The organism is Escherichia sp. WS1265 (genome assembly GCF_046487585.1).
GTDB lineage: Bacteria > Pseudomonadota > Gammaproteobacteria > Enterobacterales > Enterobacteriaceae > Escherichia > Escherichia coli.
The window spans coordinates 96,033-122,581 of sequence record NZ_JBJQJE010000015.1; the positions used below are offsets into that span (position 1 = coordinate 96,033).

The 26,549-nt window shown below is 54.3% G+C and carries 23 protein-coding genes; 14 read left to right on the plus strand and 9 right to left on the minus strand.

Annotated elements, in window-relative coordinates:
* The first annotated feature begins 1 nt into the window (after window position 1).
* From prpE to codA, 3 genes are all read left to right on the plus strand, one after another.
* Window positions 2-1,888, plus strand: a complete 1,887-nt coding sequence (gene prpE, locus ACJHX3_RS15935; protein WP_094321704.1) for a propionate--CoA ligase — start codon at window positions 2-4, stop codon at window positions 1,886-1,888.
* Between the two features lie 236 nt (window positions 1,889-2,124).
* Window positions 2,125-3,384, plus strand: coding sequence for a cytosine permease (codB, locus tag ACJHX3_RS15940; protein ID WP_000076233.1), 1,260 nt, complete (start codon window positions 2,125-2,127; stop codon window positions 3,382-3,384).
* Window positions 3,374-4,657 carry a cytosine/isoguanine deaminase gene (gene codA / locus ACJHX3_RS15945; RefSeq protein ID WP_001445687.1) on the plus strand — a complete coding sequence of 428 codons (1,284 nt, stop codon included), beginning with the start codon at window positions 3,374-3,376 and terminating at the stop codon, window positions 4,655-4,657. Before codB ends, codA begins: the two co-directional genes overlap by 11 nt.
* 132 nt (window positions 4,658-4,789) lie before the next feature.
* On the opposite strand, the gene cynR is transcribed toward codA, so the two are convergent.
* Window positions 4,790-5,689 carry a transcriptional regulator CynR gene (cynR, locus tag ACJHX3_RS15950; RefSeq protein ID WP_000952487.1) on the minus strand — a complete coding sequence of 300 codons (900 nt, stop codon included), beginning with the start codon at window positions 5,687-5,689 and terminating at the stop codon, window positions 4,790-4,792.
* Between the two features lie 109 nt (window positions 5,690-5,798).
* Between cynR and cynT the strand changes: the two genes are divergently transcribed.
* Genes cynT through cynX form a run of 3 tightly spaced genes read left to right on the plus strand, consistent with a single transcriptional unit; the run spans window position 5,799 to window position 8,146 of the window.
* On the plus strand, window positions 5,799-6,458 hold the full coding sequence (cynT, locus tag ACJHX3_RS15955; protein ID WP_094321703.1) for a carbonic anhydrase CynT: 660 nt from the start codon (window positions 5,799-5,801) through the stop codon (window positions 6,456-6,458).
* A 30-nt stretch (window positions 6,459-6,488) separates the two neighbouring features.
* Entirely contained in the window at window positions 6,489-6,959 is a 471-nt protein-coding gene (cynS, locus tag ACJHX3_RS15960; protein ID WP_000616241.1) for a cyanase, read from the plus strand.
* Between the two features lie 5 nt (window positions 6,960-6,964).
* Window positions 6,965-8,146, plus strand: coding sequence for a cyanate transporter CynX (gene cynX, locus ACJHX3_RS15965; protein ID WP_089646553.1), 1,182 nt, complete (start codon window positions 6,965-6,967; stop codon window positions 8,144-8,146).
* An 87-nt stretch (window positions 8,147-8,233) separates the two neighbouring features.
* Here the strand turns inward: cynX and lacA are convergent, their stop codons facing one another.
* The 5 genes from lacA to ACJHX3_RS15990 all read right to left on the minus strand — a co-directional run bounded on the left by lacA (window position 8,234) and on the right by ACJHX3_RS15990 (window position 15,405).
* A complete protein-coding gene (lacA, locus tag ACJHX3_RS15970) occupies window positions 8,234-8,845 on the minus strand; it encodes a galactoside O-acetyltransferase (protein WP_001445686.1) in 612 nt (203 codons plus the stop codon).
* 65 nt (window positions 8,846-8,910) lie between these two features.
* Entirely contained in the window at window positions 8,911-10,164 is a 1,254-nt protein-coding gene (gene lacY, locus ACJHX3_RS15975) for a lactose permease (protein ID WP_000291549.1), read from the minus strand.
* 51 nt (window positions 10,165-10,215) lie between these two features.
* Window positions 10,216-13,290 (minus strand): beta-galactosidase, encoded by a 3,075-nt coding sequence (gene lacZ / locus ACJHX3_RS15980; RefSeq protein WP_094308330.1) that lies wholly within the window; start codon window positions 13,288-13,290, stop codon window positions 10,216-10,218.
* A 122-nt stretch (window positions 13,291-13,412) separates the two neighbouring features.
* Window positions 13,413-14,495, minus strand: coding sequence for a DNA-binding transcriptional repressor LacI (lacI, locus tag ACJHX3_RS15985; protein WP_000805877.1), 1,083 nt, complete (start codon window positions 14,493-14,495; stop codon window positions 13,413-13,415).
* 76 nt (window positions 14,496-14,571) lie between these two features.
* Window positions 14,572-15,405 carry a DNA-binding transcriptional regulator gene (locus ACJHX3_RS15990; RefSeq protein WP_097769431.1) on the minus strand — a complete coding sequence of 278 codons (834 nt, stop codon included), beginning with the start codon at window positions 15,403-15,405 and terminating at the stop codon, window positions 14,572-14,574.
* 190 nt (window positions 15,406-15,595) lie between these two features.
* On the opposite strand from ACJHX3_RS15990, the gene ACJHX3_RS15995 reads away from it, so the two are divergent.
* The 8 genes from ACJHX3_RS15995 to ACJHX3_RS16030 all read left to right on the plus strand — a co-directional run bounded on the left by ACJHX3_RS15995 (window position 15,596) and on the right by ACJHX3_RS16030 (window position 23,898).
* Window positions 15,596-17,260: a bifunctional 3-(3-hydroxy-phenyl)propionate/3-hydroxycinnamic acid hydroxylase gene (locus ACJHX3_RS15995; RefSeq protein WP_094308328.1), complete on the plus strand. Its 1,665-nt coding sequence runs from the start codon at window positions 15,596-15,598 to the stop codon at window positions 17,258-17,260.
* 1 nt (window position 17,261) lies between these two features.
* Window positions 17,262-18,206: a 2,3-dihydroxyphenylpropionate/2,3-dihydroxicinnamic acid 1,2-dioxygenase gene (mhpB, locus tag ACJHX3_RS16000; RefSeq protein ID WP_000543457.1), complete on the plus strand. Its 945-nt coding sequence runs from the start codon at window positions 17,262-17,264 to the stop codon at window positions 18,204-18,206.
* Window positions 18,207-18,223: 17 nt separating this feature from the next.
* Window positions 18,224-19,090, plus strand: coding sequence for a 2-hydroxy-6-oxonona-2,4-dienedioate hydrolase (mhpC, locus tag ACJHX3_RS16005; RefSeq protein WP_000121878.1), 867 nt, complete (start codon window positions 18,224-18,226; stop codon window positions 19,088-19,090).
* Window positions 19,091-19,099: 9 nt separating this feature from the next.
* Complete coding sequence (mhpD, locus tag ACJHX3_RS16010; protein WP_094308327.1) at window positions 19,100-19,909, plus strand: 2-keto-4-pentenoate hydratase; 810 nt, start codon at window positions 19,100-19,102, stop codon at window positions 19,907-19,909.
* Window positions 19,906-20,856, plus strand: coding sequence for an acetaldehyde dehydrogenase (gene mhpF / locus ACJHX3_RS16015; protein WP_000044314.1), 951 nt, complete (start codon window positions 19,906-19,908; stop codon window positions 20,854-20,856). The genes mhpD and mhpF overlap by 4 nt, the downstream gene beginning before the upstream one ends.
* Window positions 20,853-21,866, plus strand: a complete 1,014-nt coding sequence (gene mhpE, locus ACJHX3_RS16020) for a 4-hydroxy-2-oxovalerate aldolase (RefSeq protein WP_094321702.1) — start codon at window positions 20,853-20,855, stop codon at window positions 21,864-21,866. The genes mhpF and mhpE overlap by 4 nt, the downstream gene beginning before the upstream one ends.
* Window positions 21,867-22,045: 179 nt before the next feature.
* A complete protein-coding gene (gene mhpT, locus ACJHX3_RS16025; RefSeq protein WP_094308348.1) occupies window positions 22,046-23,257 on the plus strand; it encodes a 3-(3-hydroxy-phenyl)propionate transporter MhpT in 1,212 nt (403 codons plus the stop codon).
* Between the two features lie 101 nt (window positions 23,258-23,358).
* Window positions 23,359-23,898: a DUF2058 domain-containing protein gene (locus tag ACJHX3_RS16030; protein WP_001096703.1), complete on the plus strand. Its 540-nt coding sequence runs from the start codon at window positions 23,359-23,361 to the stop codon at window positions 23,896-23,898.
* A 124-nt stretch (window positions 23,899-24,022) separates the two neighbouring features.
* Here ACJHX3_RS16030 and fghA read toward each other — a convergent pair whose 3' ends face one another.
* From fghA to frmR, 3 genes are all read right to left on the minus strand, one after another.
* The gene (fghA, locus tag ACJHX3_RS16035) at window positions 24,023-24,856 is read right to left on the minus strand and encodes an S-formylglutathione hydrolase (protein WP_094308325.1); all 834 of its coding nucleotides are present in this window, start codon (window positions 24,854-24,856) and stop codon (window positions 24,023-24,025) included.
* A 92-nt stretch (window positions 24,857-24,948) separates the two neighbouring features.
* Window positions 24,949-26,058, minus strand: a complete 1,110-nt coding sequence (gene frmA / locus ACJHX3_RS16040) for an S-(hydroxymethyl)glutathione dehydrogenase (RefSeq protein WP_000842102.1) — start codon at window positions 26,056-26,058, stop codon at window positions 24,949-24,951.
* 34 nt (window positions 26,059-26,092) lie between these two features.
* Window positions 26,093-26,368, minus strand: a complete 276-nt coding sequence (gene frmR / locus ACJHX3_RS16045) for a formaldehyde-responsive transcriptional repressor FrmR (RefSeq protein WP_001141271.1) — start codon at window positions 26,366-26,368, stop codon at window positions 26,093-26,095.
* Window positions 26,369-26,549 lie beyond the last annotated feature (181 nt).

Here is a 26,549-nt window from a genome sequence, read left to right on the forward strand (position 1 = left end):
TATGTCTTTTAGCGAATTTTATCAGCGTTCGATTAACGAACCGGAGCAGTTCTGGGCCGAGCAGGCCCGGCGTATTGACTGGCAGACGCCCTTTACGCAAACGCTCGACCACAGCAACCCGCCGTTTGCCCGTTGGTTTTGTGAAGGCCGAACCAACTTGTGCCACAACGCTATCGACCGCTGGCTGGAGAAACAGCCAGAGGCGCTGGCGCTGATTGCCGTCTCTTCGGAAACAGAAGAAGAGCGCACCTTTACCTTCCGCCAGTTACATGACGAAGTGAATGCGGTGACCTCAATGCTGCGCTCGCTGGGTGTGCAGCGCGGCGATCGGGTGCTGGTGTATATGCCGATGATTGCCGAAGCACATATTACTCTGCTGGCTTGCGCGCGCATTGGCGCTATTCACTCGGTGGTGTTTGGGGGATTTGCCTCGCACAGCGTGGCGGCGCGAATTGATGACGCTAAACCGGTGCTGATTGTCTCGGCAGATGCCGGAGCGCGCGGTGGCAAAATTATTCCGTATAAAAAATTGCTCGACGATGCGATAAGTCAGGCGCAGCATCAGCCGCGCCACGTTTTACTGGTGGATCGCGGGCTGGCGAAAATGGCACGCGTCAGCGGGCGGGATGTCGATTTCGCGTCGTTGCGCCATCAACACATCGGCGCGCGGGTACCGGTGGCGTGGCTGGAATCCAACGAAACCTCCTGCATTCTCTACACCTCCGGCACGACCGGCAAACCTAAAGGCGTGCAGCGTGACGTCGGCGGTTATGCGGTGGCGCTGGCGACCTCGATGGACACTATTTTTGGCGGCAAAGCGGGCGGTGTGTTCTTTTGTGCTTCGGATATCGGCTGGGTGGTGGGGCATTCGTATATCGTCTACGCGCCGCTGCTGGCGGGGATGGCGACTATCGTTTACGAAGGATTGCCGACCTGGCCGGACTGCGGCGTGTGGTGGAAAATCGTCGAGAAATATCAGGTGAGCCGAATGTTCTCAGCGCCAACCGCCATTCGCGTGCTGAAAAAATTCCCTACCGCCGAAATTCGCAAACACGATCTCTCGTCGCTGGAAGTGCTCTATCTGGCGGGGGAGCCGCTGGACGAGCCAACCGCCAGTTGGGTGAGCAATACGCTGGATGTGCCGGTCATCGACAACTACTGGCAGACCGAATCCGGCTGGCCGATTATGGCGATTGCTCGCGGTCTGGACGACAGGCCGACGCGTCTGGGTAGCCCCGGCGTGCCGATGTATGGCTATAACGTGCAGTTGCTCAATGAAGTCACCGGCGAACCGTGCGGCGTCAACGAGAAAGGGATGCTGGTGGTGGAAGGGCCGCTGCCGCCGGGGTGTATTCAGACCATCTGGGGCGACGACGACCGCTTTGTGAAGACGTACTGGTCGCTGTTTTCCCGCCCGGTGTACGCCACCTTTGACTGGGGCATCCGTGACGCTGACGGTTATCACTTTATTCTCGGGCGCACTGACGATGTAATTAACGTTGCCGGGCATCGGCTGGGGACGCGCGAGATTGAAGAGAGTATCTCCAGTCATCCGGGCGTTGCCGAAGTGGCGGTGGTTGGGGTGAAAGATGCGCTGAAAGGGCAGGTGGCGGTGGCGTTTGTTATTCCGAAAGAGAGCGACAGTCTGGAAGACCGTGAGGTGGTGCACTCGCAAGAGAAGGCGATTATGGCGCTGGTGGACAGCCAGATTGGCAACTTTGGTCGCCCGGCGCACGTCTGGTTTGTCTCGCAATTGCCGAAAACGCGATCCGGAAAAATGCTGCGCCGCACGATCCAGGCGATTTGTGAAGGACGCGATCCTGGGGATCTGACGACCATTGATGATCCTGCGTCGTTGGATCAGATCCGCCAGGCGATGGAAGAGTAGGTTATTGTCGGATGCGTCGTCTGGCGCATCCGACACCATGCGCCGATGCCTGATGCGACACTTACCGCGTCTTATTATGGCTACCCACTGTTTTTACACCGATAATTTTTCCCCCACCTTTTTGCACTCATTCATATAAAAAATATATTTCCCCACGAAAACGATTGCTTTTTATCTTCAGATGAATAGAATGCGGCGGATTTTTTGGGTTTCAAACAGCAAAAAGGGGGAATTTCGTGTCGCAAGATAACAACTTTAGCCAGGGGCCAGTCCCGCAGTCGGCGCGGAAAGGGGTATTGGCATTGACGTTCGTCATGCTGGGATTAACCTTCTTTTCCGCCAGTATGTGGACCGGCGGCACTCTCGGAACCGGTCTTAGCTATCATGATTTCTTCCTCGCAGTCCTCATCGGTAATCTTCTCCTCGGTATTTACACTTCATTTCTTGGTTACATTGGCGCAAAAACCGGCCTGACCACTCATCTTCTTGCTCGCTTCTCTTTTGGTGTTAAAGGCTCATGGCTGCCTTCACTGCTGCTGGGCGGCACCCAGGTTGGCTGGTTTGGCGTTGGCGTGGCGATGTTTGCCATTCCGGTGGGCAAGGCAACTGGGCTGGATATTAATTTGCTGATTGCCGTTTCCGGTTTACTGATGACCGTCACCGTCTTCTTTGGCATTTCGGCGCTAACGGTTCTTTCGGTGATTGCAGTTCCGGCTATCGCCTGTCTTGGCGGTTATTCCGTGTGGTTGGCCGTTAACGGCATGGGCGGCCTGGACGCATTAAAAGCGGTCGTTCCCGCACAACCGTTAGATTTCAATGTCGCGCTGGCGCTGGTTGTGGGGTCATTTATCAGTGCGGGCACGCTCACCGCTGACTTTGTCCGGTTTGGTCGTAATGCCAAACTGGCGGTGCTAGTGGCGATGGTGGCCTTTTTCCTCGGCAACTCGTTGATGTTTATTTTCGGTGCAGCGGGCGCGGCGGCACTGGGGATGGCGGATATCTCTGATGTGATGATTGCTCAGGGTCTGCTGCTGCCTGCGATTGTGGTGCTGGGGCTGAATATCTGGACCACCAACGATAACGCACTTTATGCGTCGGGTTTAGGTTTCGCCAACATTACCGGTATGTCGAGTAAAACCCTTTCGGTGATTAACGGTATTATCGGTACGGTCTGCGCATTATGGTTGTATAACAATTTTGTCGGCTGGCTGACCTTCCTTTCGGCAGCTATTCCTCCGGTAGGGGGCGTGATCATCGCTGACTATCTGATGAACCGTCGCCGCTATGAGCACTTTGCGACCACGCGTATGATGAGTGTCAATTGGGTGGCGATTCTGGCGGTCGCCTTGGGGATTGCCGCAGGCCACTGGTTACCGGGAATTGTTCCGGTCAACGCGGTATTAGGTGGCGCGCTGAGCTATCTGATCCTTAACCCGATTTTGAATCGCAAAACGACGGCTGCAATGACGCATGTGGAGGCTAACAGTGTCGAATAACGCTTTACAGACAATTATTAACGCCCGGTTACCCGGCAAAGAGGGGCTGTGGCAGATTCATCTGCTGGACGGAAAAATCAGCGCCATTGATGCGCAATCCGGGGTGATGCCCATAACTGAAAACAGCCTGGATGCCGAACAAGGTTTAGTTATACCGCCGTTTGTGGAGCCACATATTCACCTGGACACCACGCAAACCGCCGGACAACCGAACTGGAATCAGTCCGGCACGCTGTTTGAAGGCATTGAACGCTGGGCCGAGCGCAAAGCGTTATTAACCCATGACGATGTGAAACAACGCGCCTGGCAAACGCTGAAATGGCAGATTGCCAACGGCATTCAGCATGTGCGTACCCATGTCGATGTTTCGGATGCAACGCTGACTGCGCTGAAAGCAATGCTGGAAGTGAAGCAGGAAGTCGCGCCGTGGATTGATCTGCAAATCGTCGCCTTCCCGCAGGAAGGGATTTTGTCGTATCCCAACGGTGAAGCGTTGCTGGAAGAGGCGTTACGCTTAGGGGCAGACGTAGTGGGGGCGATTCCGCATTTTGAATTTACCCGTGAATACGGCGTGGAGTCGCTGCATAAAACCTTCGCCCTGTCGCAAAAATACGACCGTCTCATCGACGTTCACTGTGATGAGATTGATGACGAACAGTCGCGCTTTGTCGAAACCGTTGCAGCCCTGGCGCACCGTGAAGGCATGGGCGCGCGAGTCACCGCCAGCCACACCACGGCAATGCACTCCTATAACGGGGCGTATACCTCACGCCTGTTCCGCTTGCTGAAAATGTCCGGTATTAACTTTGTCGCCAACCCGCTGGTCAATATTCATCTGCAAGGACGTTTCGATACGTATCCAAAACGTCGCGGCATCACGCGCGTTAAAGAGATGCTGGAGTCCGGCATTAACGTCTGCTTTGGTCACGATGATGTCTTCGATCCGTGGTATCCGCTGGGAACGGCGAATATGCTGCAAGTGCTGCATATGGGGCTGCATGTTTGCCAGTTGATGGGCTACGGGCAGATTAACGATGGCCTGAATTTAATCACCCACCACAGCGCAAGGACGTTGAATTTGCAGGATTATGGCATTGCCGCCGGAAACAGCGCCAACCTGATTATCCTGCCGGCTGAAAATGGGTTTGATGCGCTGCGCCGTCAGGTTCCGGTGCGCTATTCGGTACGTGGCGGCAAGGTGATTGCCAGCACACAACCGGCACAAACCACCGTATATCTGGAGCAGCCAGAAGCCATCGATTACAAACGGTGATCGGCTGGGCTGTGTGTTGACAAAGCGAGCGTAGTTTATGCCGGATGCGGCGTGAACGCCTTATCCGGCCTACGTAGAGCACTGAACTCGTAGGCCTGATAAGCGTAGCGCATCAGGCAATTGTGTCAGTGGTTACCGCGATTCATTTCCGCCAACATCCGCACATTCCTCCAACGCCATGTGCAAAAATGCCTTCGCAGCGGCAGTCTGCCAGCTATTTTTCCGCCGCAACAAAACCGCCGTTCTCTCCAGTAGTGGCGGGGCAAGAGAAATCGCTTTAAGCCCGTCATGTTGTGTGGCAATCGCTGCTGGTAACAATGTGGAAAGGGAAGTGCGGCGAATCAGCTCCAGAACCGCGCTAATTGAGTTCGCCTCAATGACCACCTGTGGATGTAGCCCCGCTTTCTCGCAGTAGTGGTCAATTTGCTCTCTGGTGGCAAATTCCGCGCTGAGCAGGACCAGTTTTTCATCATGCAAGCGACTCAACGCCACCTGTTCACAGGCAGCCAGCGGATGATGTTGCGCCACGACTAACGCTAAACTTTCTGTCAGTAAAGGAATTGCCTCCAGCTCCGGCGAATGCACAGGTGCGAAGGCAATCCCAACGTCCAGCTCGTCGCGACAAAGCAGATCTTCGATTTTCTCCTGCGACATTTCCTGTAGCTGGAGCGTGATGCCGGGGTAGCGCGCATAGAAATCCGCCATTAAAGGGCCGATAAAGTAGCTTGTAAAGGTGGGAGTGACGGCGATACGCAGCGATCCTCGCGTCAGATCGGCAACATCATGAATCGCCCGTTTACCCGCCCCCAGTTCCTGTAACGCCCGGCTGGCGTACTGTCGCCAGACTTCTCCCGCATCAGTGAGACGAATCGTTCGCCCGCTACGGTCAAACAGCGGCACGCCCAAACTTTCCTCTAACTGGCGAATCTGCTGGGAAAGCGCAGGCTGGGAGACGTGCAACGCACTGGCGGCACGGGTAAAGCTGCCATGTTCAGCCACGGCAAGAAAATAATTGATATGTCGAGAGAGCATTCGCCAACCTATAAATAAATCCAATAGAACTCATCATAAATGAGACTTTTACCTTATGACAATCGGCGAGTAGTCTGCCTCTCATTCCAGAGACAGACAGAGGTTAACGGTGAAAGAGATTATTGATGGATTCCTTAAATTCCAGCGCGAGGCATTTCCGAAGCGGGAAGCCTTGTTTAAACAGCTGGCGACACAGCAAAGCCCGCGCACACTTTTTATCTCCTGCTCCGACAGCCGTCTGGTCCCTGAGCTGGTGACGCAACGTGAGCCTGGCGATCTGTTCGTTATTCGCAACGCGGGCAATATCGTCCCTTCCTACGGGCCGGAACCCGGTGGCGTTTCTGCTTCGGTGGAGTATGCCGTCGCTGCGCTTCGGGTATCTGACATTGTGATTTGCGGTCATTCCAACTGTGGCGCGATGACCGCCATTGCCAGCTGTCAGTGCATGGACCATATGCCTGCCGTCTCCCACTGGCTGCGTTATGCCGATTCAGCCCGCGTCGTTAATGAGGCGCGCCCGCATCCCGATTTACCGTCAAAAGCTGCGGCGATGGTACGTGAAAACGTCATTGCTCAGTTGGCTAATTTGCAAACTCATCCATCGGTGCGCCTGGCGCTCGAAGAGGGGCGGATCGCCCTGCACGGCTGGGTCTACGACATTGAAAGCGGCAGCATCGCAGCTTTTGACGGCGTAACCCGCCAGTTTGTGCCACTGGCCGCTAATCCTCGCGTTTGTGCCATACCGCTACGCCAACCGACCGCAGCGTAACCTTATTTTTAAACCATCAGGAGATCCACCATGATTCAGTCGCAAATTAACCGCAATATTCGTCTTGATCTTGCCGATGCCATTTTGCTCAGCAAAGCTAAAAAAGATCTCTCATTTGCCGAGATTGCCGACGGCACCGGTCTGGCAGAAGCCTTTGTAACTGCGGCTTTGCTGGGTCAGCAGGCGCTTCCTGCCGATGCCGCCCGCCTGGTCGGAGCGAAGCTGGATCTCGACGAAGACGCCATTCTACTGTTGCAGATGATTCCACTGCGTGGCTGCATTGATGACCGTATTCCAACCGACCCAACGATGTATCGTTTCTATGAAATGTTGCAGGTGTACGGCACAACCCTGAAAGCGTTGGTTCATGAGAAGTTTGGCGATGGCATTATCAGCGCGATTAACTTCAAACTCGACGTTAAGAAAGTGGCGGATCCGGAAGGTGGCGAACGCGCGGTCATCACCTTAGATGGCAAATATCTGCCGACCAAACCGTTCTGACAACCATGCGCGACCATCAAAAGACGTTCACGATGCTGCTGGTTCTGGTGCTGATTGGTCTTAATATGCGACCACTGCTCACCTCCGTCGGACCACTGCTACCGCAATTGCGTCAGGCGAGTGGAATGAGCTTTAGCGTGGCAGCCCTGTTGACCGCTCTGCCGGTGGTTACCATGGGCGGGCTGGCGCTGGCCGGAAGCTGGCTTCATCAGCATGTCAGCGAACGTCGCAGCGTCGCCATCAGTTTGTTGCTGATTGCCGTCGGTGCATTGATGCGTGAGCTTTACCCCCAAAGTGCGCTGCTGCTTAGCAGCGCACTGCTCGGTGGGGTGGGGATCGGCATCATTCAGGCGGTGATGCCTTCGGTGATTAAACGGCGGTTTCAGCAGCGCACGCCACTGGTGATGGGGCTGTGGTCCGCGGCTCTGATGGGCGGCGGTGGCCTTGGTGCTGCCCTGACGCCCTGGTTAGTTCAACATAGCGAAACCTGGTATCAAACACTCGCCTGGTGGGCGCTGCCTGCCGTTGTTGCGCTCTTTGCCTGGTGGTGGCAAAGCGCCCGCGAGGTCGCCTCTTCTCACAAGACAACAACCACTCCGGTTCGCGTGGTATTTACTCCCCGCGCGTGGACGCTGGGTGTTTACTTCGGTCTGATTAACGGTGGTTACGCCAGCCTGATTGCCTGGTTACCCGCTTTCTATATTGAGATTGGTGCCAGCGCGCAGTACAGCGGTTCCTTGCTGGCATTGATGACGCTTGGGCAAGCAGCAGGGGCATTGCTGATGCCTGCTATGGCTCGCCATCAGGATCGGCGGAAACTTTTGATGCTGGCGCTGGCGTTACAACTGGTGGGGTTCTGCGGCTTTATCTGGCTGCCGCTGCAATTGCCGGTATTGTGGGCAATGGTGTGTGGATTAGGTCTGGGCGGCGCATTTCCGCTCTGTTTGCTGCTGGCGCTCGATCACTCTGCGCAACCGGCTATTGCTGGCAAACTGGTGGCGTTTATGCAGGGGATCGGTTTTATCATCGCCGGGCTTGCTCCCTGGTTTTCTGGCGTGCTGCGTAGTATCAGTGGCAATTACTTGATGGACTGGGCGTTTCATGCGCTGTGCGTCGTTGGGCTGATGATCATAACCCTGCGTTTTGCACCAGCACGTTTTCCGCAGCTGTGGGTCAAAGAGGCATGATGCGACGCTTGTTTCGCCAGATAATGGAAGAGTGAATTATTGTCGGATGTGCCCAATGGCGCATCCGACATTTATTTCAGTGCTAATTTAAACTGAAGGTTCAACTTTATAATCTTTGTAATAATAGTGCTTATCCCGGTCGTTTATTTCGCGAATAACCCGGCAAGGAACGCCAGCAGCCACGACGTTTGGTGGAATGTCTTTTATGACGACACTACCCGCGCCAATAACAGAATTATCCCCGATGGTGACGCCTGGATTAATGACCACATGACTTCCGATCCAGACGTTATTGCCAATCGTTATCGGAAAAGAGTACATCTCACCGTTTTTTCTTAATTCATGGTGTACCGGGTGTCCCGTAACGGAAAGAGTAACGTTGGGTGCAATCAGTACGTTATCACCGATTGTTACCGTGTAGTCATCGACAATGGTTAAATTAAAATTTGCATAAAAATTGCGGCCTATATGGATGTTGGAACCGTAAGAGAAATAGACGGGAGGTTCTACCCAGGCGTTTTCCCCTACCGTGGCAAACATTTCTTTAATCAGGCTTTCTCTTTTTTCAACTTCTGATGGATGCGAGTGATTAAACTCATACATTAACGTTTTCCCACGAAGTCTTTTTTCCGGTAAGCCTTCGCACATATCGGTAAATAGCTTGCCTGCTTTTATTCTTTCGGTCATTGGCATGTTCATTGCGATCATTCCGTTATGATATGTTGGTCGGATAAGGCGCTCGCGCCGCATCCGACATTGATTGCTTAAGCGACTTCATTCACCTGACGACGCAGTAGAGAAAGCGGACCGGGGCCGCTAAGCGTGAACACGGAAATTAAGGTGAAGCCCAACGCCACCAGACCCAGCACCAGATAAGCGCCCTGGAAACCGATGCTTTCATACATATTGCCCGCCAGTACAGACATAAAAATCATCGCCAGTTGCTTAAAGAAGCAGAAACAGACCAGATAAATCGTCGCTGAAAAACGCACTTCAAACTGGCTGGTAATATATTTAAAGCAGCCCACCAGCAGGAACGGTACTTCAAACATATGCAGCGTTTTCAGAATAACCACTTCCAGCGCTGAGGTGGCGAACGATGAGCCAATAATACGTACAGACATAATAGTGCCAGCCAGCAGCAGGGCGTTTTTCCCACCGATGCGATTAATGATCAGCGGCGCGAAGAACATAATCGAGGCGTTAAGTAATTCGCCCATTGTCGTTACGTAGCCAAATACCCGCGTACCCTGTTCACCGGTGGCAAAGAACGAAGTAAAGAAATTAGCAAACTGTTGGTCAAAAACATCGTAGGTGCAGGAAACGCCAATAACATACAGTGACAAAAACCACAGTTTTGGCTGTCTGAACAGTTCCAGCGCCAGCTTAAGGCTAAATGCCGAATGGTTGGCACCTACCGCATTGGCAACCGTGGCGGAAGAGGGTGCATCCGTTTTGGCGAAAAAGAGCAAAACGGCGAGGATGAGTGCACAGCCAGAACCCAGCCAGAAAACAAACTGATTATTGATGGTGAACATGATGCCGACAATCGAGGCACACAGCGCCCAGCCAACACAGCCAAACATCCGCGCGCGACCAAATTCGAAATTACTGCGACGGCTGACTTTCTCGATAAATGCCTCTACTGCTGGCGCACCGGCGTTAAAACAAAAGCCAAGATAAATACCACCAACAATCGATCCTACTAAAATGTTGTATTGTAACAGTGGCCCGAAGATAAAAATAAAGAACGGCGCAAACATCACTAACATGCCGGTAATAATCCACAGCAGGTATTTGCGCAGCCCGAGTTTGTCAGAAAGCAGACCAAACAGCGGTTGGAATAATAGCGAGAACAGAGAAATAGCAGCAAAAATAATACCCGTATCACTTTTGCTGATATGGTTGATGTCATGTAGCCAAATCGGGAAAAACGGGAAGTAGGCTCCCATGATAAAAAAGTAAAAGAAAAAGAATAAACCGAACATCCAAAAGTTTGTGTTTTTTAAATAGTACATAATGGATTTCCTTACGCGAAATACGGGCAGACATGGCCTGCCCGGTTATTATTATTTTTGACACCAGACCAACTGGTAATGGTAGCGACCGGCGCTCAGCTGGAATTCCGCCGACACTGACGGGCTCCAGGAGTCGTCGCCACCAATCCCCATATGGAAACCGTCGATATTCAGCCATGTGCCTTCTTCCGCATGCAGCAGATGGCGATGGCTGGTTTCCATCAGTTGTTGTTGGCTGTAGCGACTGATATTGAACTGGAAGTCGCCGCGCCACTGGTGTGGGCCATAATTCAATTCGCGCGTCCCGCAGCGCAGACCGTTTTCGCTCGGGAAGACGTACGGGGTATACATGTCTGACAATGGCAGATCCCAGCGGTCAAAACAGGCCGCAGTAAGGCGGTCGGGATAGTTTTCTTGCGGCCCTAATCCGAGCCAGTTTACCCGCTCTGCGACCTGCGCCAGCTGGCAGGTCAGGCCAATCCGTGCCGGATGCGGTGTATCGCTCGCTACTTCAACATCAACGGTAATCGCCATTTGACCACTACCATCAATCCGGTAGGTTTTCCGGCTGATAAATAAGGTTTTCCCCTGATGCTGCCACGCGTGAGCGGTCGTAATCAGCACCGCGTCGGCAAGTGTATCTGCCGTGCACTGCAACAACGCTGCTTCGGCCTGGTAATGGCCCGCCGCCTTCCAGCGTTCGACCCAGGCGTTAGGGTCAATGCGGGTCGCTTCACTTACGCCAATGTCGTTATCCAGCGGTGCACGGGTGAACTGATCGCGCAGCGGCGTCAGCAGTTGTTTTTCATCGCCAATCCACATCTGTGAAAGAAAGCCTGACTGGCGGTTAAATTGCCAACGCTTATTACCCAGCTCGATGCAAAAATCCATTTCGCTGGTGGTCAGATGCGGGATGGAGTGGGACGCGGCGGGGAGTGTCACGCTGAGGTTTTCCGCCAGACGCCACTGATGCCAGGCGCTGATGTGTCCGGCTTCTGACCATGCGGTCGCGTTCGGTTGCACTACGTGTACCGTTAGCCAGAGTTGCCCGGTGCTTTCCGGCTGCGGTAGTACAGGCAGTTCAATTACCTGTTTACCTTGTGGAGCGACATCCAGAGGCACTTCACCGCTTGCCAGCGGCTTGCCATCCAGTGCCACCGTCCAGTGCAGGAGCTCGTTATCGCTATGACGGAACAGGTATTCGCTGGTCACTTCGATGGTTCGCCCGGATAAACGGAACTGGAAAAACTGCTGCTGGTGTTTTGCTTCCGTCAGCGCCGGATGCGGCGTGCGGTCGGCAAAGACCAGACCGTTCATGCAGAACTGGCGATCGTTCGGCGTATCGCCAAAATCACCGCCGTAAGCCGACCACGGGTTGCCGTTTTCATCATATTTAATCAGCGACTGATCCACCCAGTCCCAGACGAAGCCGCCCTGTAAACGGGGGTACTGACGAAACGCCTGCCAGTATTTAGCGAAGCCGCCAAGACTGTTACCCATCGCGTGGGCGTATTCGCAAAGGATCAGCGGGCGCGTCTCTCCAGGCAGCGAAAGCCATTTTTTGATGGACCATTTCGGCACAGCCGGGAAGGGCTGGTCTTCATCCACGCGCGCGTACATCGGGCAAATAATATCGGTTGCGGAGGTGTCGGCTCCGCCGCCTTCATACTGCACCGGGCGGGAAGGATCGACAGATTTGATCCAGCGATACAGCGCGTCGTGATTAGCGCCGTGGCCTGATTCATTCCCCAGCGACCAGATGATCACACTCGGGTGATTACGATCGCGCTGCACCATTCGCGTTAAACGTTCGCTCATGGCCGGTAACCAGCGCGGATCATCGGTCAGACGATTCATTGGCACCATGCCGTGGGTTTCAATGTTGGCTTCATCCACCACATACAGGCCGTAGCGGTCGCATAGCGTGTACCACAGCGGATGGTTCGGATAATGCGAACAGCGCACGGCGTTAAAGTTGTTCTGCTTCATCAGCAGGATATCCTGCACCATCGTCTGCTCATCCATGACCTGACCATGCAGAGGATGGTGCTCGTGACGGTTAACGCCGCGAATCAGCACCGGCTTGCCGTTCAGCAGCAGGAGACCATTTTCAATCCGCACTTCGCGGAAACCGACATCGCAGGCTTCTGCTTCAATCAGCGTGCCGTCGGCGGTGTGCAGTTCAACCACCGCACGATAGAGATTCGGGATTTCGGCGCTCCACAGCGCCGGGTTTTCGACGTTCAGACGTAGCGTGACGCGATCGGCATAACCACCACGCTCATCGATAATTTCACCGCCGAAAGGCGTGGTGCCGCTGGCGACCTGCGTTTCACCCTGCCACAAAGAAACCGTCACCCGCAGCTCATCGCGCAGCTCGCCGTACATCTGAACTTCTGCCTCCAGTACCGCGCGGCTGAAATCATCATTAAAGCGAGTGGCAACATGGAAATCGCTGATTTGTGTGGTCGGTTTGTGCAGCAACGAGACGTCACGGAAAATGCCGCTCATCCGCCACATATCCTGATCTTCCAGATAACTGCCGTCACTCCAGCGCAACACCATCACCGAGAGGCGGTTTTCTCCGGCGCGTAAAAATGCGCTCAGGTCAAATTCAGACGGCAAACGGCTGTCCTGGCCGTAACCGACCCAGCGCCCGTTGCACCACAAATGAAACGCCGAATTAACGCCATCAAAAATAATTCGCGTCTGGCCTTCCTGTAGCCAGCATTCATCAATATTAAATGTGAGCGAGTAACAACCTGTCGGATTCTCCACGGGAACAAACGGCGGATTGACCGTAATGGGATAGGTCACGTTGGTGTAGATGGGCGCGTCGTAACCGTGCATCTGCCAGTTTGAGGGGACGACGACAGTATCGGCCTCAGGAAGATCGCACTCCAGCCAGCTTTCCGGCACCGCTTCTGGTGCCGGAAACCAGGCAAAGCGCCATTCGCCATTCAGGCTGCGCAACTGTTGGGAAGGGCGATCGGTGCGGGCCTCTTCGCTATTACGCCAGCTGGCGAAAGGGGGATGTGCCGCAAGGCGATTAAGTTGGGTAACGCCAGGGTTTTCCCAGTCACGACGTTGTAATACGACGGCCAGTGAATCCGTAATCATAGTCATAGCTGTATCCTGTGTGAAATTGTTATCCGCTCACAATTTCACACAACATACGAGCCGGACGCATAAAGTGTAAAGCCTGGGGTGCCTAATGAGTGAGCTGACTCACATTAATTGCGTTGCGCTCACTGCCCGCTTTCGAGTCGGGAAATTTGTCGCGCCAGCTGCATTAAAGAATCTGCCAACGCCTGGGGAGAAGCGGTTTGCGTATTGGGCGGAAGGGTGGTTTTTCTTTTCACCAGTGAGACGGGCAACAGCTGATTGCCCTTCACCGCCTGGCCCTGAGAGAGTTGCAGCAAGCGGTCCACGCTGGTTTGCCCCAGCAGGCGAAAATCCTGTTTGATGGTGGTTAACGGCGGGATATAACACGAGCTGTCTTCGGTATCGTCGTATCCCACTACCGAGATATCCGCACCAACGCACAGCCCGGACTCGGTAATGGCGCGCATTGCGCCCAGCGCCATCTGATCGTTGGCAACCAGCATCGCAGTGGGGACGATGCCCTCATTCAGCATTTGCATGGTTTGTTGAAAACCGGACATGGCACTCCAGTCGCCTTCCCGTTCTGCTATCGGCTGAATTTGATTGCGAGTGAGATATTTATGCCAGCCCGCCAGACGCAGACGCGCCGAGACAGAACTTAATGGGCCCGCTAACAGCGCGATTTGCTGGTGACCCAATGCGACCAGATGCTCCACGCCCAGTCGCGTACCGTCTTCATGGGAGAAAATAATACTGTTGATGGGAGTCTGGTCAGAGACATCAAGAAATAACGCCGGAACATTAGCGCAGGCAGCTTCCACAGCAATGGCATCCTGGTCATCCAGCGGATAGTTAATGATCAGCCCACTGACGCGTTGCGCGAGAAGATTGTGCACCGCCGCTTTACAGGCTTCGACGCCGCTTCGTTCTACCATCGACACCACCACGCTGGCACCCAGTTGATCAGCGCGAGATTTAATCGCCGCGACAATTTGCGACGGCGCGTGCAGGGCCAGACTGGAAGTGGCAACGCCAATCAGCAACGACTGTTTGCCCGCCAGTTGTTGTGCCACGCGGTTGGGAATGTAATTCAGCTCCGCCATCGCCGCTTCCACTTTTTCCCGCGTTTTCGCAGAAACGTGGCTGGCCTGGTTCACCACGCGGGAAACGGTCTGATAAGAGACACCGGCATACTCTGCGACATCGTATAGCGTTACTGGTTTCACATTCACCACCCTGAATTGACTTTCTTCCGGGCGCTATCATGCCATACCACGAAAGGTTTTGCGCCATTCGATGGTGTCAACGTAAATGCACGCCGCTTCGCCGTCCGGCCACCAGAATAGCCTGCGATTCAACCCCTTCTTCGATCTGTTTTGCCACCCGTTGTAGCGCCGGAAGATGCTTTTCCGCTGCCTGTTCAATGGTCATTGCGCTCGCCATATACACCAGATTCAGACAGCCAATCACCCGTTGTTCACTGCGCAGCGGTACGGCAATGGAGGCGATCTTTTCTTCTTGATCCCAGCCGCGGTAGTTCTGTCCGTACCCCTCTTTGCGCGCCCGCGCCAGAATGGCTTCCAGTTTTAACGGTTCCCGTGCCAGTTGATAGTCATCACCGGGACGGGTGGCTAACATTTCGATTAATTCCTTGCGTTCTTGTTCCGGGCAAAAGGCCAGCCAGGTCAGGCCCGAGGCGGTTTTCAGAAGCGGTAACCGTCGCCCGACCATTGCCCGGTGAAAAGATAATCGGCTGAAACGATGGGTGGTTTCGCGTACCACCATTGCATCAACATCCAGCGTGGACACATCTGTCGGCCATACCACTTCGCGCAACAGTTCGCCCAGCAGTGGGGCCGCCAGTGCAGAAATCCACTGTTCGTCACGAAATCCTTCGCTTAATTGCCGCACTTTGATGGTCAGACGAAAACTATCATCGGAGGGACTACGCCGGACATATCCCTCTTCCTGCAGCGTCTCCAGCAGTCGCCGCACAGTGGTGCGATGCAGGCCGCTGAGTTCCGCCAGCAGCCCGACGCTGGCACCGCCGTCAAGTTTATTTAACATATTTAATAACATTAGACCGCGGGTTAAGCCGCGTACGGTTTTGTATTCCGTCTGCTCATTGTTTTGCATATTAATTGACATTTCTATAGTTAAAACAACGTTGTGCACCTGGTGCACATTCGGGCATGTTTTGATTGTAGCCGAAAACACCCTTCCTATACTGAGCGCACAATAAAAAATCATTCACATGTTTTTAACAAAATAAGTTGCGCTGTACTGTGCGCGCAACGGCATTTTGTCCGAGTCGTGAGGTACTGAAATGGCAATACAACACCCTGACATCCAGCCTGCTGTTAACCATAGCGTTCAGGTGGCGATTGCTGGTGCCGGTCCGGTCGGGCTGATGATGGCGAACTATCTCGGCCAGATGGGCATTGACGTGCTGGTGGTGGAGAAACTCGATAAGTTGATCGACTACCCGCGTGCGATTGGTATTGATGACGAGGCGCTGCGCACCATGCAGTCGGTCGGCCTGGTCGATAATGTTCTGCCGCACACTACGCCGTGGCACGCGATGCGTTTTCTCACCCCGAAAGGTCGCTGTTTTGCTGATATTCAGCCAATGACCGATGAATTTGGCTGGCCGCGCCGTAACGCCTTTATTCAGCCGCAGGTCGATGCGGTGATGCTGGAAGGATTGTCGCGTTTTCCGAATGTGCGCTGCCTGTTTTCCCGCGAGCTGGAGGCCTTCAGCCAGCAAGATGACGAAGTGACCGTGCACCTGAAAACGGCAGAAGGGCAGCGGGAAACGGTCAAAGCCCAGTGGCTGGTGGCCTGTGATGGTGGGGCAAGTTTTGTCCGTCGCACTCTGAATGTGCCGTTTGAAGGTAAAACTGCGCCAAATCAGTGGATTGTGGTAGATATCGCCAACGATCCGTTAAGTACGCCGCATATCTATTTGTGTTGTGATCCGGTGCGCCCGTATGTTTCTGCCGCGCTGCCTCATGCGGTACGTCGCTTTGAATTTATGGTGATGCCGGGAGAAACCGAAGAACAGCTGCGTGAGCCGCAAAATATGCGCAAGCTGTTAAGCAAAGTGCTGCCTAATCCGGACAATGTTGAATTGATTCGCCAGCGTGTCTACACCCACAACGCACGACTGGCGCAACGTTTTCGTATTGATCGCGTACTGCTGGCGGGCGATGCCGCGCACATCATGCCGGTGTGGCAGGGGCAGGGCTATAACAGTGGTATGCGCGACGCCTTTAACCTCGCATGGAAACTGGCGTTGGTTATCCAGGGGAAAGCCCGTGATGCGCTACTCGATACCTATCAACAAGAACGTCGCGATCACGCCAAAGCGATGATTGACCTGTCTGTGACGGCGGGCAACGTGCTGGCTCCGCCGAAACGCTGGCAGGGTACGTTACGTGACGGCGTTTCCTGGCTGCTGAATTATCTGCCGCCAGTAAAACGCTACTTCCTCGAAATGCGCTTCAAGCCGATGCCGCAATATTACGGCGGTGCGCTGGTGCGTGAGGGCGAAGCGAAGCACTCTCCGGTCGGCAAGATGCTTATTCAGCCGAAAGTCACGCTGGAAAACGGCGACGTGACGCTACTCGATAACGCGATCGGCGCGAACTTCGCGGTAATTGGCTGGGGATGCAATCCACTGTGGGGGATGAGCGACGAGCAAATCCAGCAGTGGCGCGCGTTGGGCACACGCTTCATTCAGGTGGTGCCGGAAGTGCAAATTCATACCGCACAGGATAACCACGACGGCGTACTACGCGTGGGCGATACGCAAGGTCGCCTGCGTAGCTGGTTCGCGCAACACAATGCTTCGCTGGTGGTGATGCGCCCGGATCGCTTTGTTGCCGCCACCGCCATTCCGCAAACCTTGGGCAAGACCCTGAATAAACTGGCGTCGGTGATGACGCTGACCCGCCCTGATGCCGACGTTTCTGTCGAAAAGGTAGCCTGATATGCACGCTTATCTTCACTGTCTTTCCCACTCGCCGCTGGTGGGGTATGTCGACCCGGCGCAAGAGGTGCTCGATGAGGTCAATGGCGTGATTGCCAGCGCCCGCGAGCGTATTGCGGCTTTCTCCCCTGAACTGGTGGTGCTGTTTGCGCCAGATCACTACAACGGCTTTTTCTATGACGTGATGCCACCGTTCTGTTTAGGCGTTGGGGCGACGGCAATTGGTGATTTCGGCAGTGCGGCAGGTGAGCTGCCCGTGCCTGTGGAGCTGGCGGAGGCCTGTGCGCATGCCGTCATGAAGAGCGGAATCGATCTTGCCGTTTCTTACTGTATGCAGGTGGACCACGGGTTCGCCCAGCCGCTGGAGTTCCTGCTCGGCGGGCTGGATAAGGTGCCAGTACTGCCGGTGTTCATCAACGGTGTCGCCACGCCGCTGCCCGGTTTCCAGCGTACCCGCATGTTGGGGGAAGCCATTGGACGTTTCACCAGCACTCTCAATAAACGCGTGCTGTTCCTTGGGTCCGGTGGGCTTTCCCATCAGCCGCCGGTGCCAGAACTGGCGAAAGCCGATGCCCATATGCGCGACCGTCTATTGGGGAGCGGGAAAGATTTACCCGCCAGTGAGCGCGAATTGCGTCAGCAACGGGTGATTAGCGCCGCTGAGAAGTTTGTTGAGGATCAGAGAACGCTGCATCCGCTCAACCCGATTTGGGATAACCAGTTCATGACTTTGCTGGAGCAGGGACGCATACAGGAACTGGATGCCGTCAGTAACGAAGAGCTTTCCGCCATTGCCGGAAAGTCGACACATGAAATCAAAACCTGGGTCGCCGCTTTTGCCGCTATTTCTGCGTTTGGCAACTGGCGTAGCGAAGGGCGTTATTACCGCCCAATCCCGGAGTGGATTGCCGGATTTGGCTCGTTAAGCGCCAGAACAGAGAACTGAATATGCAGGAGAAGATGATGAGTTATCAGCCACAAACCGAAGCCGCCACCAGCTGTTTTCTGAATGTAGAAGAAGCGGGTAAAACGCTGCGCATCCATTTTAATGACTGCGGACAAGGCGACGAAACTGTTGTCCTGCTGCATGGTTCCGGCCCGGGTGCTACTGGCTGGGCGAACTTCAGCCGCAATATCGATCCGCTGGTAGAGGCGGGCTATCGGGTGATCCTGCTGGATTGTCCGGGTTGGGGTAAGAGCGATTCGATCGTTAATAGTGGTTCGCGATCGGATCTTAATGCGCGAATCCTGAAAAGCGTGGTGGATCAACTGGATATCGCCAAAATCCACCTGCTAGGCAACTCGATGGGCGGCCACAGTTCTGTGGCGTTCACCCTTAACTGGCCGGAGCGCGTCGGCAAACTGGTGCTGATGGGCGGCGGTACGGGCGGCATGAGTTTGTTTACGCCGATGCCAACCGAAGGTATTAAGCGACTGAATCAGCTTTATCGTCAGCCGACTATCGAAAACCTGAAGCTGATGATGGATATCTTCGTTTTTGATACCAGCGATTTGACCGACGCCCTGTTTGAAGCGCGCCTGAATAATATGCTGTCGCGCCGCGATCACCTGGAAAACTTCGTTAAGAGCCTGGAAGCCAATCCGAAACAGTTCCCGGATTTTGGCCCACGTCTGGCGGAAATCAAAGCGCAAACCCTGATTGTCTGGGGGCGCAACGACCGCTTTGTGCCGATGGATGCGGGTCTGCGTCTGCTGTCCGGCATTGCCGGTTCTGAACTGCATATCTTCCGCGACTGTGGTCACTGGGCGCAGTGGGAACATGCCGACGCTTTCAATCAACTGGTGCTGAATTTCCTCGCACGCCCTTAAGGAACGGTCATGACGAAGCATACTCTTGAGCAACTGGCGGCGGATTTACGCCGCGCCGCAGAGCAGGGCGAAGCGATTGCGCCGCTGCGCGATCTGATTGGTATCGATAACGCTGAAGCGGCCTACGCCATTCAGCACATAAATGTGCAATATGACGTTGCGCAGGGGCGTCGCGTGGTGGGGCGTAAAGTGGGGCTGACGCATCCGAAAGTGCAGCAACAACTGGGCGTTGATCAACCGGATTTCGGGACATTATTTGCCGACATGTGTTATGGCGATAACGAAACCATTCCTTTTTCCCGCGTTCTGCAACCCCGCATTGAAGCGGAGATCGCACTGGTGTTGAACCGCGATTTGCCCACAACCGATATCACCTTCGACGAACTGTATAACGCCATTGAATGGGTACTTCCGGCGCTGGAGGTGGTGGGTAGCCGCATTCGCGACTGGTCGATTCAGTTTGTCGATACCGTGGCAGATAACGCCTCCTGCGGGGTGTATGTCATCGGCGGCCCGGCGCAACGTCCGGCGGGGTTAGACCTGAAAAACTGCGCCATGAAGATGACGCGTAATAACGAAGAGGTTTCCAGTGGGCGTGGCAGCGAATGCCTGGGACATCCGCTTAATGCCGCCGTCTGGCTGGCACGCAAAATGGCCAGCCTGGGTGAACCGCTGCGCGCCGGAGATATCATTCTTACCGGGGCATTAGGTCCGATGGTGGCGGTAAATGCGGGCGATCGTTTTGAAGCCCATATCGAAGGCATAGGTTCAGTTGCTGCGACATTTTCAAACGCAGCGCCAAAAGGAAGTCTGTCATGAGTAAGCGTAAAGTCGCCATTATCGGTTCTGGCAACATTGGCACCGATCTGATGATTAAAATTTTGCGTCACGGTCAGCATCTGGAGATGGCGGTGATGGTCGGCATTGATCCTCAGTCCGACGGTCTGGCGCGTGCCAGACGTATGGGCGTCGCCACCACCCATGAAGGGGTGATCGGGCTGATGAACATGCCTGAATTTGCTGATATCGACATTGTATTTGATGCGACCAGCGCGGGTGCGCATGTGAAAAACGATGCCGCTTTGCGCGAAGCGAAACCGGATATTCGCTTAATTGACCTGACGCCTGCTGCCATCGGCCCCTACTGCGTGCCGGTCGTTAATCTCGAGGCGAATGTCGATCAACTGAACGTCAACATGGTTACCTGCGGCGGCCAGGCCACCATTCCAATGGTAGCGGCAGTTTCACGCGTGGCGCGTGTTCATTACGCCGAAATTATCGCTTCTATTGCCAGTAAATCTGCCGGACCTGGCACGCGTGCCAATATCGATGAATTTACAGAAACCACGTCTCGAGCCATTGAAGTGGTGGGCGGCGCGGCAAAAGGGAAGGCGATTATTGTGCTTAACCCAGCAGAGCCACCGTTGATGATGCGTGACACGGTGTATGTATTGAGCGACGAAGCTTCACAAGATGATATCGAAGCCTCAATCAATGAAATGGCTGAGGCGGTGCAGGCTTACGTACCGGGTTATCGCCTGAAACAGCGCGTGCAGTTTGAAGTTATCCCGCAGGATAAACCGGTTAATTTGCCGGGCGTGGGGCAGTTCTCCGGACTGAAAACGGCGGTCTGGCTGGAAGTCGAAGGCGCAGCGCATTATCTGCCTGCCTATGCGGGCAACCTCGACATTATGACTTCCAGTGCGCTGGCGACAGCGGAAAAAATGGCCCAGTCACTGGCGCGCAAGGCAGGAGAAGCGGCATGAACGGTAAAAAACTTTATATCTCGGACGTCACGTTGCGTGACGGTATGCACGCCATTCGTCATCAGTATTCGCTGGAAAACGTTCGCCAGATTGCCAAAGCACTGGACGATGCCCGCGTGGATTCGATTGAAGTGGCCCATGGCGACGGTTTGCAGGGGTCCAGCTTTAACTATGGTTTCGGCGCACATAGCGACCTTGAATGGATTGAAGCAGCGGCGGATGTGGTGAAGCACGCCAAAATCGCGACGTTGTTGCTGCCAGGAATCGGCACTATTCACGATCTGAAAAATGCCTGGCAGGCTGGCGCGCGGGTGGTTCGTGTGGCAACGCACTGTACCGAAGCTGATGTTTCCGCCCAGCATATTCAGTATGCCCGCGAGCTCGGAATGGACACCGTTGGTTTTCTGATGATGAGCCATATGACCACGCCGGAGAATCTCGCAAAGCAGGCAAAGCTGATGGAAGGCTACGGTGCGACCTGTATTTATGTGGTGGATTCTGGCGGTGCGATGAACATGAGCGATATCCGTGACCGTTTCCGCGCCCTGAAAGCAGTGCTGAAACCAGAAACGCAAACCGGCATGCACGCTCACCATAACCTGAGTCTTGGCGTGGCGAACTCTATCGCGGCGGTGGAAGAGGGCTGCGACCGAATCGACGCCAGCCTCGCGGGAATGGGCGCGGGCGCAGGTAACGCGCCGCTGGAAGTGTTTATTGCCGCCACGGATAAACTGGGTTGGCCGCATGGGACCGATCTCTATGCGTTAATGGATGCCGCTGACGACCTGGTGCGTCCGTTGCAGGATCGACCGGTACGAGTCGATCGCGAAACGCTGGCGCTGGGATATGCTGGTGTTTACTCCAGCTTCCTGCGTCACTGTGAAACGGCGGCGGCGCGTTATGGCTTAAGCGCGGTGGATATTCTCGTTGAGCTGGGCAAACGCCGGATGGTTGGCGGCCAGGAGGATATGATCGTCGACGTGGCGCTGGATCTGCGCAACAACAAATAATGATGACTGCCGAGAACGTGCATTTTGTATGCCCATCCCAGCACGACTGCCGGATGCGGCGTAAACGCCTTGTTCGGCCTACATTTTCTTCGCCTGTAGGCAGTCATTAAATGGTTCTGATTACGCGGCTGGCAATGTATCAGCCGCGATTCACCTGCACTCGCAACGAGGTTCATCTTATGTCGACTCGTATCCCTTCATCATCTTCATCCCGCCTGATGCTGACCATCGGGCTTTGTTTTTTGGTCGCTCTGATGGAAGGACTGGATCTTCAGGCGGCTGGCATTGCGGCGGGTGGCATCGCCCAGGCTTTCGCACTCGATAAAATGCAAATGGGCTGGATATTCAGCGCCGGAATACTCGGTTTGCTACCCGGCGCGCTGGTTGGCGGAATGCTGGCGGACCGTTATGGTCGTAAGCGTATTTTAATTAGCTCAGTTGCGCTGTTTGGTTTGTTCTCACTGGCAACGGCGATTGCCTGGGATTTCCCCTCACTGGTCTTTGCGCGGCTGATGACAGGTGTCGGGCTGGGGGCGGCGTTGCCGAATCTTATCGCCCTGACGTCTGAAGCCGCGGGTCCACGTTTTCGTGGGACGGCAGTGAGCCTGATGTATTGCGGTGTCCCCATTGGCGCGGCGCTGGCGGCGACACTGGGTTTCGCGGGGGCAAACTTAGCCTGGCAAACGGTGTTTTGGGTCGGTGGTGTAGTGCCGTTGATTCTGGTACCACTATTAATGCGCTGGCTGCCGGAGTCGGCGGTTTTCGCTGGCGAAAAACAGGCTGCGCCACCACTGCGTGCGTTATTTGCGCCAGAAACGGCCACCGCGACGCTGCTGCTGTGGTTGTGTTATTTCTTCACTCTGCTGGTGGTCTACATGTTGATCAACTGGCTACCGCTGCTTTTAGTGGAGCAAGGATTCCAGCCATCGCAGGCGGCAGGGGTGATGTTTGCACTGCAAATGGGGGCGGCAAGCGGGACGTTAATGTTGGGCGCATTGATGGATAAGCTGCGTCCAGTAACCATGTCGCTACTGATTTATAGCGGCATGTTAGCTTCGCTGCTGGCGCTGGGAACGGTGTCGTCATTTAACGGTATGTTGCTGGCGGGATTCGTCGCGGGGTTGTTTGCGACAGGTGGGCAAAGCTTTTTGTATGCCCTGGCACCGTTGTTTTACAGTTCGCAGATCCGCGCAACAGGTGTGGGAACCGCCGTGGCGGTAGGGCGTCTGGGGGCTATGAGCGGTCCGTTACTGGCCGGGAAAATGCTGGCATTAGGCACTGGCACGGTCGGCGTAATGGCCGCTTCTGCACCGGGTATTCTTGTTGCTGGGTTGGCGGTGTTTATTTTGATGAGTCGGAGATCACGAATGCAGCCGTGCGCCGATGCCTGACGCGCCTTATTAAGTAGGGGCGAAAGGGACTTGCCCCCAATACACCTACGGCGTTTACAGGTATACTCGCTAAAAATTATTCAGCGGGTTTGGAAACAAAGATGGCAAAACTTACCTTACAAGAGCAGTTGCTCAAAGCAGGATTAGTCACCAGCAAAAAAGCGGCGAAGGTCGAGAGAACGGCGAAAAAATCGCGCGTTCAGGCGCGTGAAGCTCGGGCGGCGGTAGAAGAAAATAAAAAGGCACAGCTTGAGCGTGATAAACAGCTTAGCGAGCAACAAAAACAAGCGGCGTTGGCGAAAGAATATAAAGCTCAGGTGAAGCAGCTCATTGAAATGAACCGAATCACCATTGCCAATGGCGATATTGGTTTTAACTTCACTGACGGCAATCTGATTAAGAAGATTTTTGTCGATAAGCTCACACAGGCGCAGTTGATTAATGGTCGTCTGGCGATTGCCCGCTTGTTGCTCGATAACAATAGCGAAGGTGAATACGCCATTATTCCCGCCAGCGTTGCCGATAAAATTGCTCAGCGTGATGCCAGCAGTATTGTGTTGCACAGCGCGCTCAGTGCCGAAGAGCAGGATGAAGACGACCCGTATGCCGACTTCAAAGTGCCTGATGATTTGATGTGGTAAACATAGATAAGTCGTACGTAGATGCCTGATGCGACGCTATGCGCGTCTTATCATGCCTACGGCCTGCGGGCGAAATGTAGGCGGATAAGGCGTTCACGCCGCATCCGGCAATCGTGCACTATTATTAACGCATATTCAGTTTATTGGCGTGGTAGGCAATATGCTCGCCAATAAAACTGGAGACAAAATAATAGCTGTGATCATAACCCTCGTGATAACGGATTAACGTCTTGATATTCATCTCCTGGCAGATCTTTTCAAGATTTGGAGTCCGCAGCTGTTCTGCGTAAAAATCATCACTCAACCCCTGATCAACCATGATTTCCGCAACGCGTTGACCTTGTGAAATAAGACTCACCGGGTCGTAATCCAACCAGGCTTCTTTATCTTCACCAAGATATGCGGTAAAGGCTTGCTGTCCCCACGGTACTTGCGATGGGGAGACAATGGGCGAAAACGCCGAGACGCTGACATATTCATCTGGGTTACGTAACGCCAGCACCAGCGCGCCCAGCCCGCCCATAGAATGACCTGAGATAGACTTTCTGGTCGTTGCCGGAAAATGATGCATCACTAAATCCGGCAGCTCGTTGCGGATATAGTCATACATTTTGTAATGTTCATTCCACGGCGCTTGCGTTGCGTTCAGGTAAAACCCGGCACCTTGCCCGAGATCGTAACGGTCAGCATCTGCGACATGACTGCCTCGCGGACTGGTGTCTGGCGCAACAACAATAATGTTGTGCTCCGCCGCGTAACGCTGCATCCCCGATTTAGTAATGAAATTCTGCTCGTTGCAAGTCAGCCCTGAAAGCCAGTACAACACCGGCAATTTTTCACTTGCGGCTTTTGGTGGGAGATAGACGCCGACATTCATTTCACATTTCAGTGATGGGGAATAATGCCGATACACATTTTGCCAGCCGCCAAAGCTGGCATGTTTTTCAATGAGTTCCATCAGTCATTATCTCACGGTTAATCCCCCGGACGGCTGCCCGGGGAGAGTATTAAGAACCCCGCCTGAACTGGACGGGGTAAACCTGCGGGCAATCAGTAACGAATTACGGTTCGAATGGATTTGCCTTCATGCATCAGGTCGAAGGCGTCATTAATTTCATCCAGGCTCATGGTATGCGTGACAAACGGTTCCAGATCGATATCACCTTTCATCGCATCTTCAACCATACCCGGTAACTGGGAACGACCTTTCACGCCGCCAAACGCGGAACCTTTCCATACGCGACCAGTGACCAACTGGAATGGACGGGTGGAGATTTCCTGACCGGAACCCGCGACCCCGATGATCACCGACTGACCCCAGCCGCGGTGCGCACTTTCCAGCGCCGCACGCATCACGTTGACGTTACCGATGCATTCAAAGGTATGGTCGATACCCCATTTGTTGATATCCAGCAGGACATCTTTAATCGGTTTGTCGTAGTCATTCGGGTTAATACAGTCGGTAGCACCGAAGCGACGCGCCAGATCGAATTTCTTCGGGTTCGTATCAATAGCGATAATCCGTCCCGCTTTCGCCTGACGCGCGCCCTGAACAACTGCCAGACCAATCGCGCCAAGACCAAATACGGCAACAGAATCACCGGGCTGGACTTTAGCCGTGTTGTGTACCGCGCCAATACCGGTCGTCACGCCACAGCCCAGCAGGCAGACGTGTTCGTGGTTTGCTTCTGGATTAATTTTGGCCAGAGACACTTCCGCGACCACGGTGTATTCACTGAATGTAGAGCATCCCATGTAGTGATAAAGCGGCTGCCCGTTGTAAGAAAAACGGGTGGTGCCGTCTGGCATCAGGCCTTTACCCTGGGTTTCGCGAACCGCAACACAGAGGTTGGTTTTGCCGGAACGACAGAACTCACACTCGCCGCACTCTGCGGTGTAAAGCGGGATCACATGGTCGCCAGGTTTGACGCTGGTTACGCCTTCACCGACTTCAACCACAACGCCGGCCCCTTCGTGACCGAGAACTACCGGGAATACACCTTCCGGGTCATCGCCGGAGAGGGTAAATGCGTCGGTATGGCAAACGCCGGTATGGGTGACTTTAATCAGCACTTCACCTTTTTTCGGTGGTGCAACGTCAATTTCAACGATTTCCAGCGGTTTACCGGGAGCAAATGCAACGGCAGCACGTGATTTCATCTCTCGCTCTTCCTCAATATGGTAATAGATTCAGCTATTTAAGATAGGCACGAACCAGTTCAATAGTGTCGTCAACGGATTGGCTGACTTCGCGGCTGTAGCAGTCATTTCGGTCAAACGTTTCCCGGATATGGCTTTCAAGCACTTCTGCCATCAGCCCGTTAGCCGCGCCCCGAACGGCAGCGATCTGTTGGAGTATGGCACGGCATTCGGCATCACCCTCCAGCGACCGTTCCAGAGCATCAATCTGCCCCCGAATACGACGAACTCGAGTAAGGACCTTTTTCTTCTCTTCCGGAGTACTGGGCATTTCGCACCTCATCATCTGCACGCAATATACTATAGGGGGGTATGCCATATGTCAATACATACCCCCCTATAGTATATAACACTGGAGAATAAAATTTATCCGGTGAATGTGGTCGGAAAACAAAGAGGAAAGGGGGGGCTAATCGGCAGGGAAGGCCGCCCCGGATAGCGGGCGGCAGAAG

Excerpts from the sequence above, each read along its gene's own strand:
- ACJHX3_RS15990 (WP_097769431.1), bottom strand. The coding sequence starts at position 15,405 with ATGCAAAACAATGAGCAGACGGAATACAAAACCGTACGCGGCTTAACC.
- mhpC (WP_000121878.1), top strand. The coding sequence starts at position 18,224 with ATGAGTTATCAGCCACAAACCGAAGCCGCCACCAGCTGTTTTCTGAAT.
- mhpF (WP_000044314.1), top strand. The coding sequence starts at position 19,906 with ATGAGTAAGCGTAAAGTCGCCATTATCGGTTCTGGCAACATTGGCACC.
- fghA (WP_094308325.1), bottom strand. The coding sequence starts at position 24,856 with ATGGAACTCATTGAAAAACATGCCAGCTTTGGCGGCTGGCAAAATGTG.
- mhpE (WP_094321702.1), top strand. The coding sequence starts at position 20,853 with ATGAACGGTAAAAAACTTTATATCTCGGACGTCACGTTGCGTGACGGT.
- frmR (WP_001141271.1), bottom strand. The coding sequence starts at position 26,368 with ATGCCCAGTACTCCGGAAGAGAAGAAAAAGGTCCTTACTCGAGTTCGT.
- mhpD (WP_094308327.1), top strand. The coding sequence starts at position 19,100 with ATGACGAAGCATACTCTTGAGCAACTGGCGGCGGATTTACGCCGCGCC.
- lacA (WP_001445686.1), bottom strand. The coding sequence starts at position 8,845 with ATGAACATGCCAATGACCGAAAGAATAAAAGCAGGCAAGCTATTTACC.
- ACJHX3_RS16030 (WP_001096703.1), top strand. The coding sequence starts at position 23,359 with ATGGCAAAACTTACCTTACAAGAGCAGTTGCTCAAAGCAGGATTAGTC.
- lacY (WP_000291549.1), bottom strand. The coding sequence starts at position 10,164 with ATGTACTATTTAAAAAACACAAACTTTTGGATGTTCGGTTTATTCTTT.
- lacZ (WP_094308330.1), bottom strand. The coding sequence starts at position 13,290 with ATGACTATGATTACGGATTCACTGGCCGTCGTATTACAACGTCGTGAC.
- cynX (WP_089646553.1), top strand. The coding sequence starts at position 6,965 with ATGCGCGACCATCAAAAGACGTTCACGATGCTGCTGGTTCTGGTGCTG.
- mhpB (WP_000543457.1), top strand. The coding sequence starts at position 17,262 with ATGCACGCTTATCTTCACTGTCTTTCCCACTCGCCGCTGGTGGGGTAT.
- ACJHX3_RS15995 (WP_094308328.1), top strand. The coding sequence starts at position 15,596 with ATGGCAATACAACACCCTGACATCCAGCCTGCTGTTAACCATAGCGTT.
- frmA (WP_000842102.1), bottom strand. The coding sequence starts at position 26,058 with ATGAAATCACGTGCTGCCGTTGCATTTGCTCCCGGTAAACCGCTGGAA.
- cynS (WP_000616241.1), top strand. The coding sequence starts at position 6,489 with ATGATTCAGTCGCAAATTAACCGCAATATTCGTCTTGATCTTGCCGAT.
- cynR (WP_000952487.1), bottom strand. The coding sequence starts at position 5,689 with ATGCTCTCTCGACATATCAATTATTTTCTTGCCGTGGCTGAACATGGC.
- mhpT (WP_094308348.1), top strand. The coding sequence starts at position 22,046 with ATGTCGACTCGTATCCCTTCATCATCTTCATCCCGCCTGATGCTGACC.
- prpE (WP_094321704.1), top strand. The coding sequence starts at position 2 with ATGTCTTTTAGCGAATTTTATCAGCGTTCGATTAACGAACCGGAGCAG.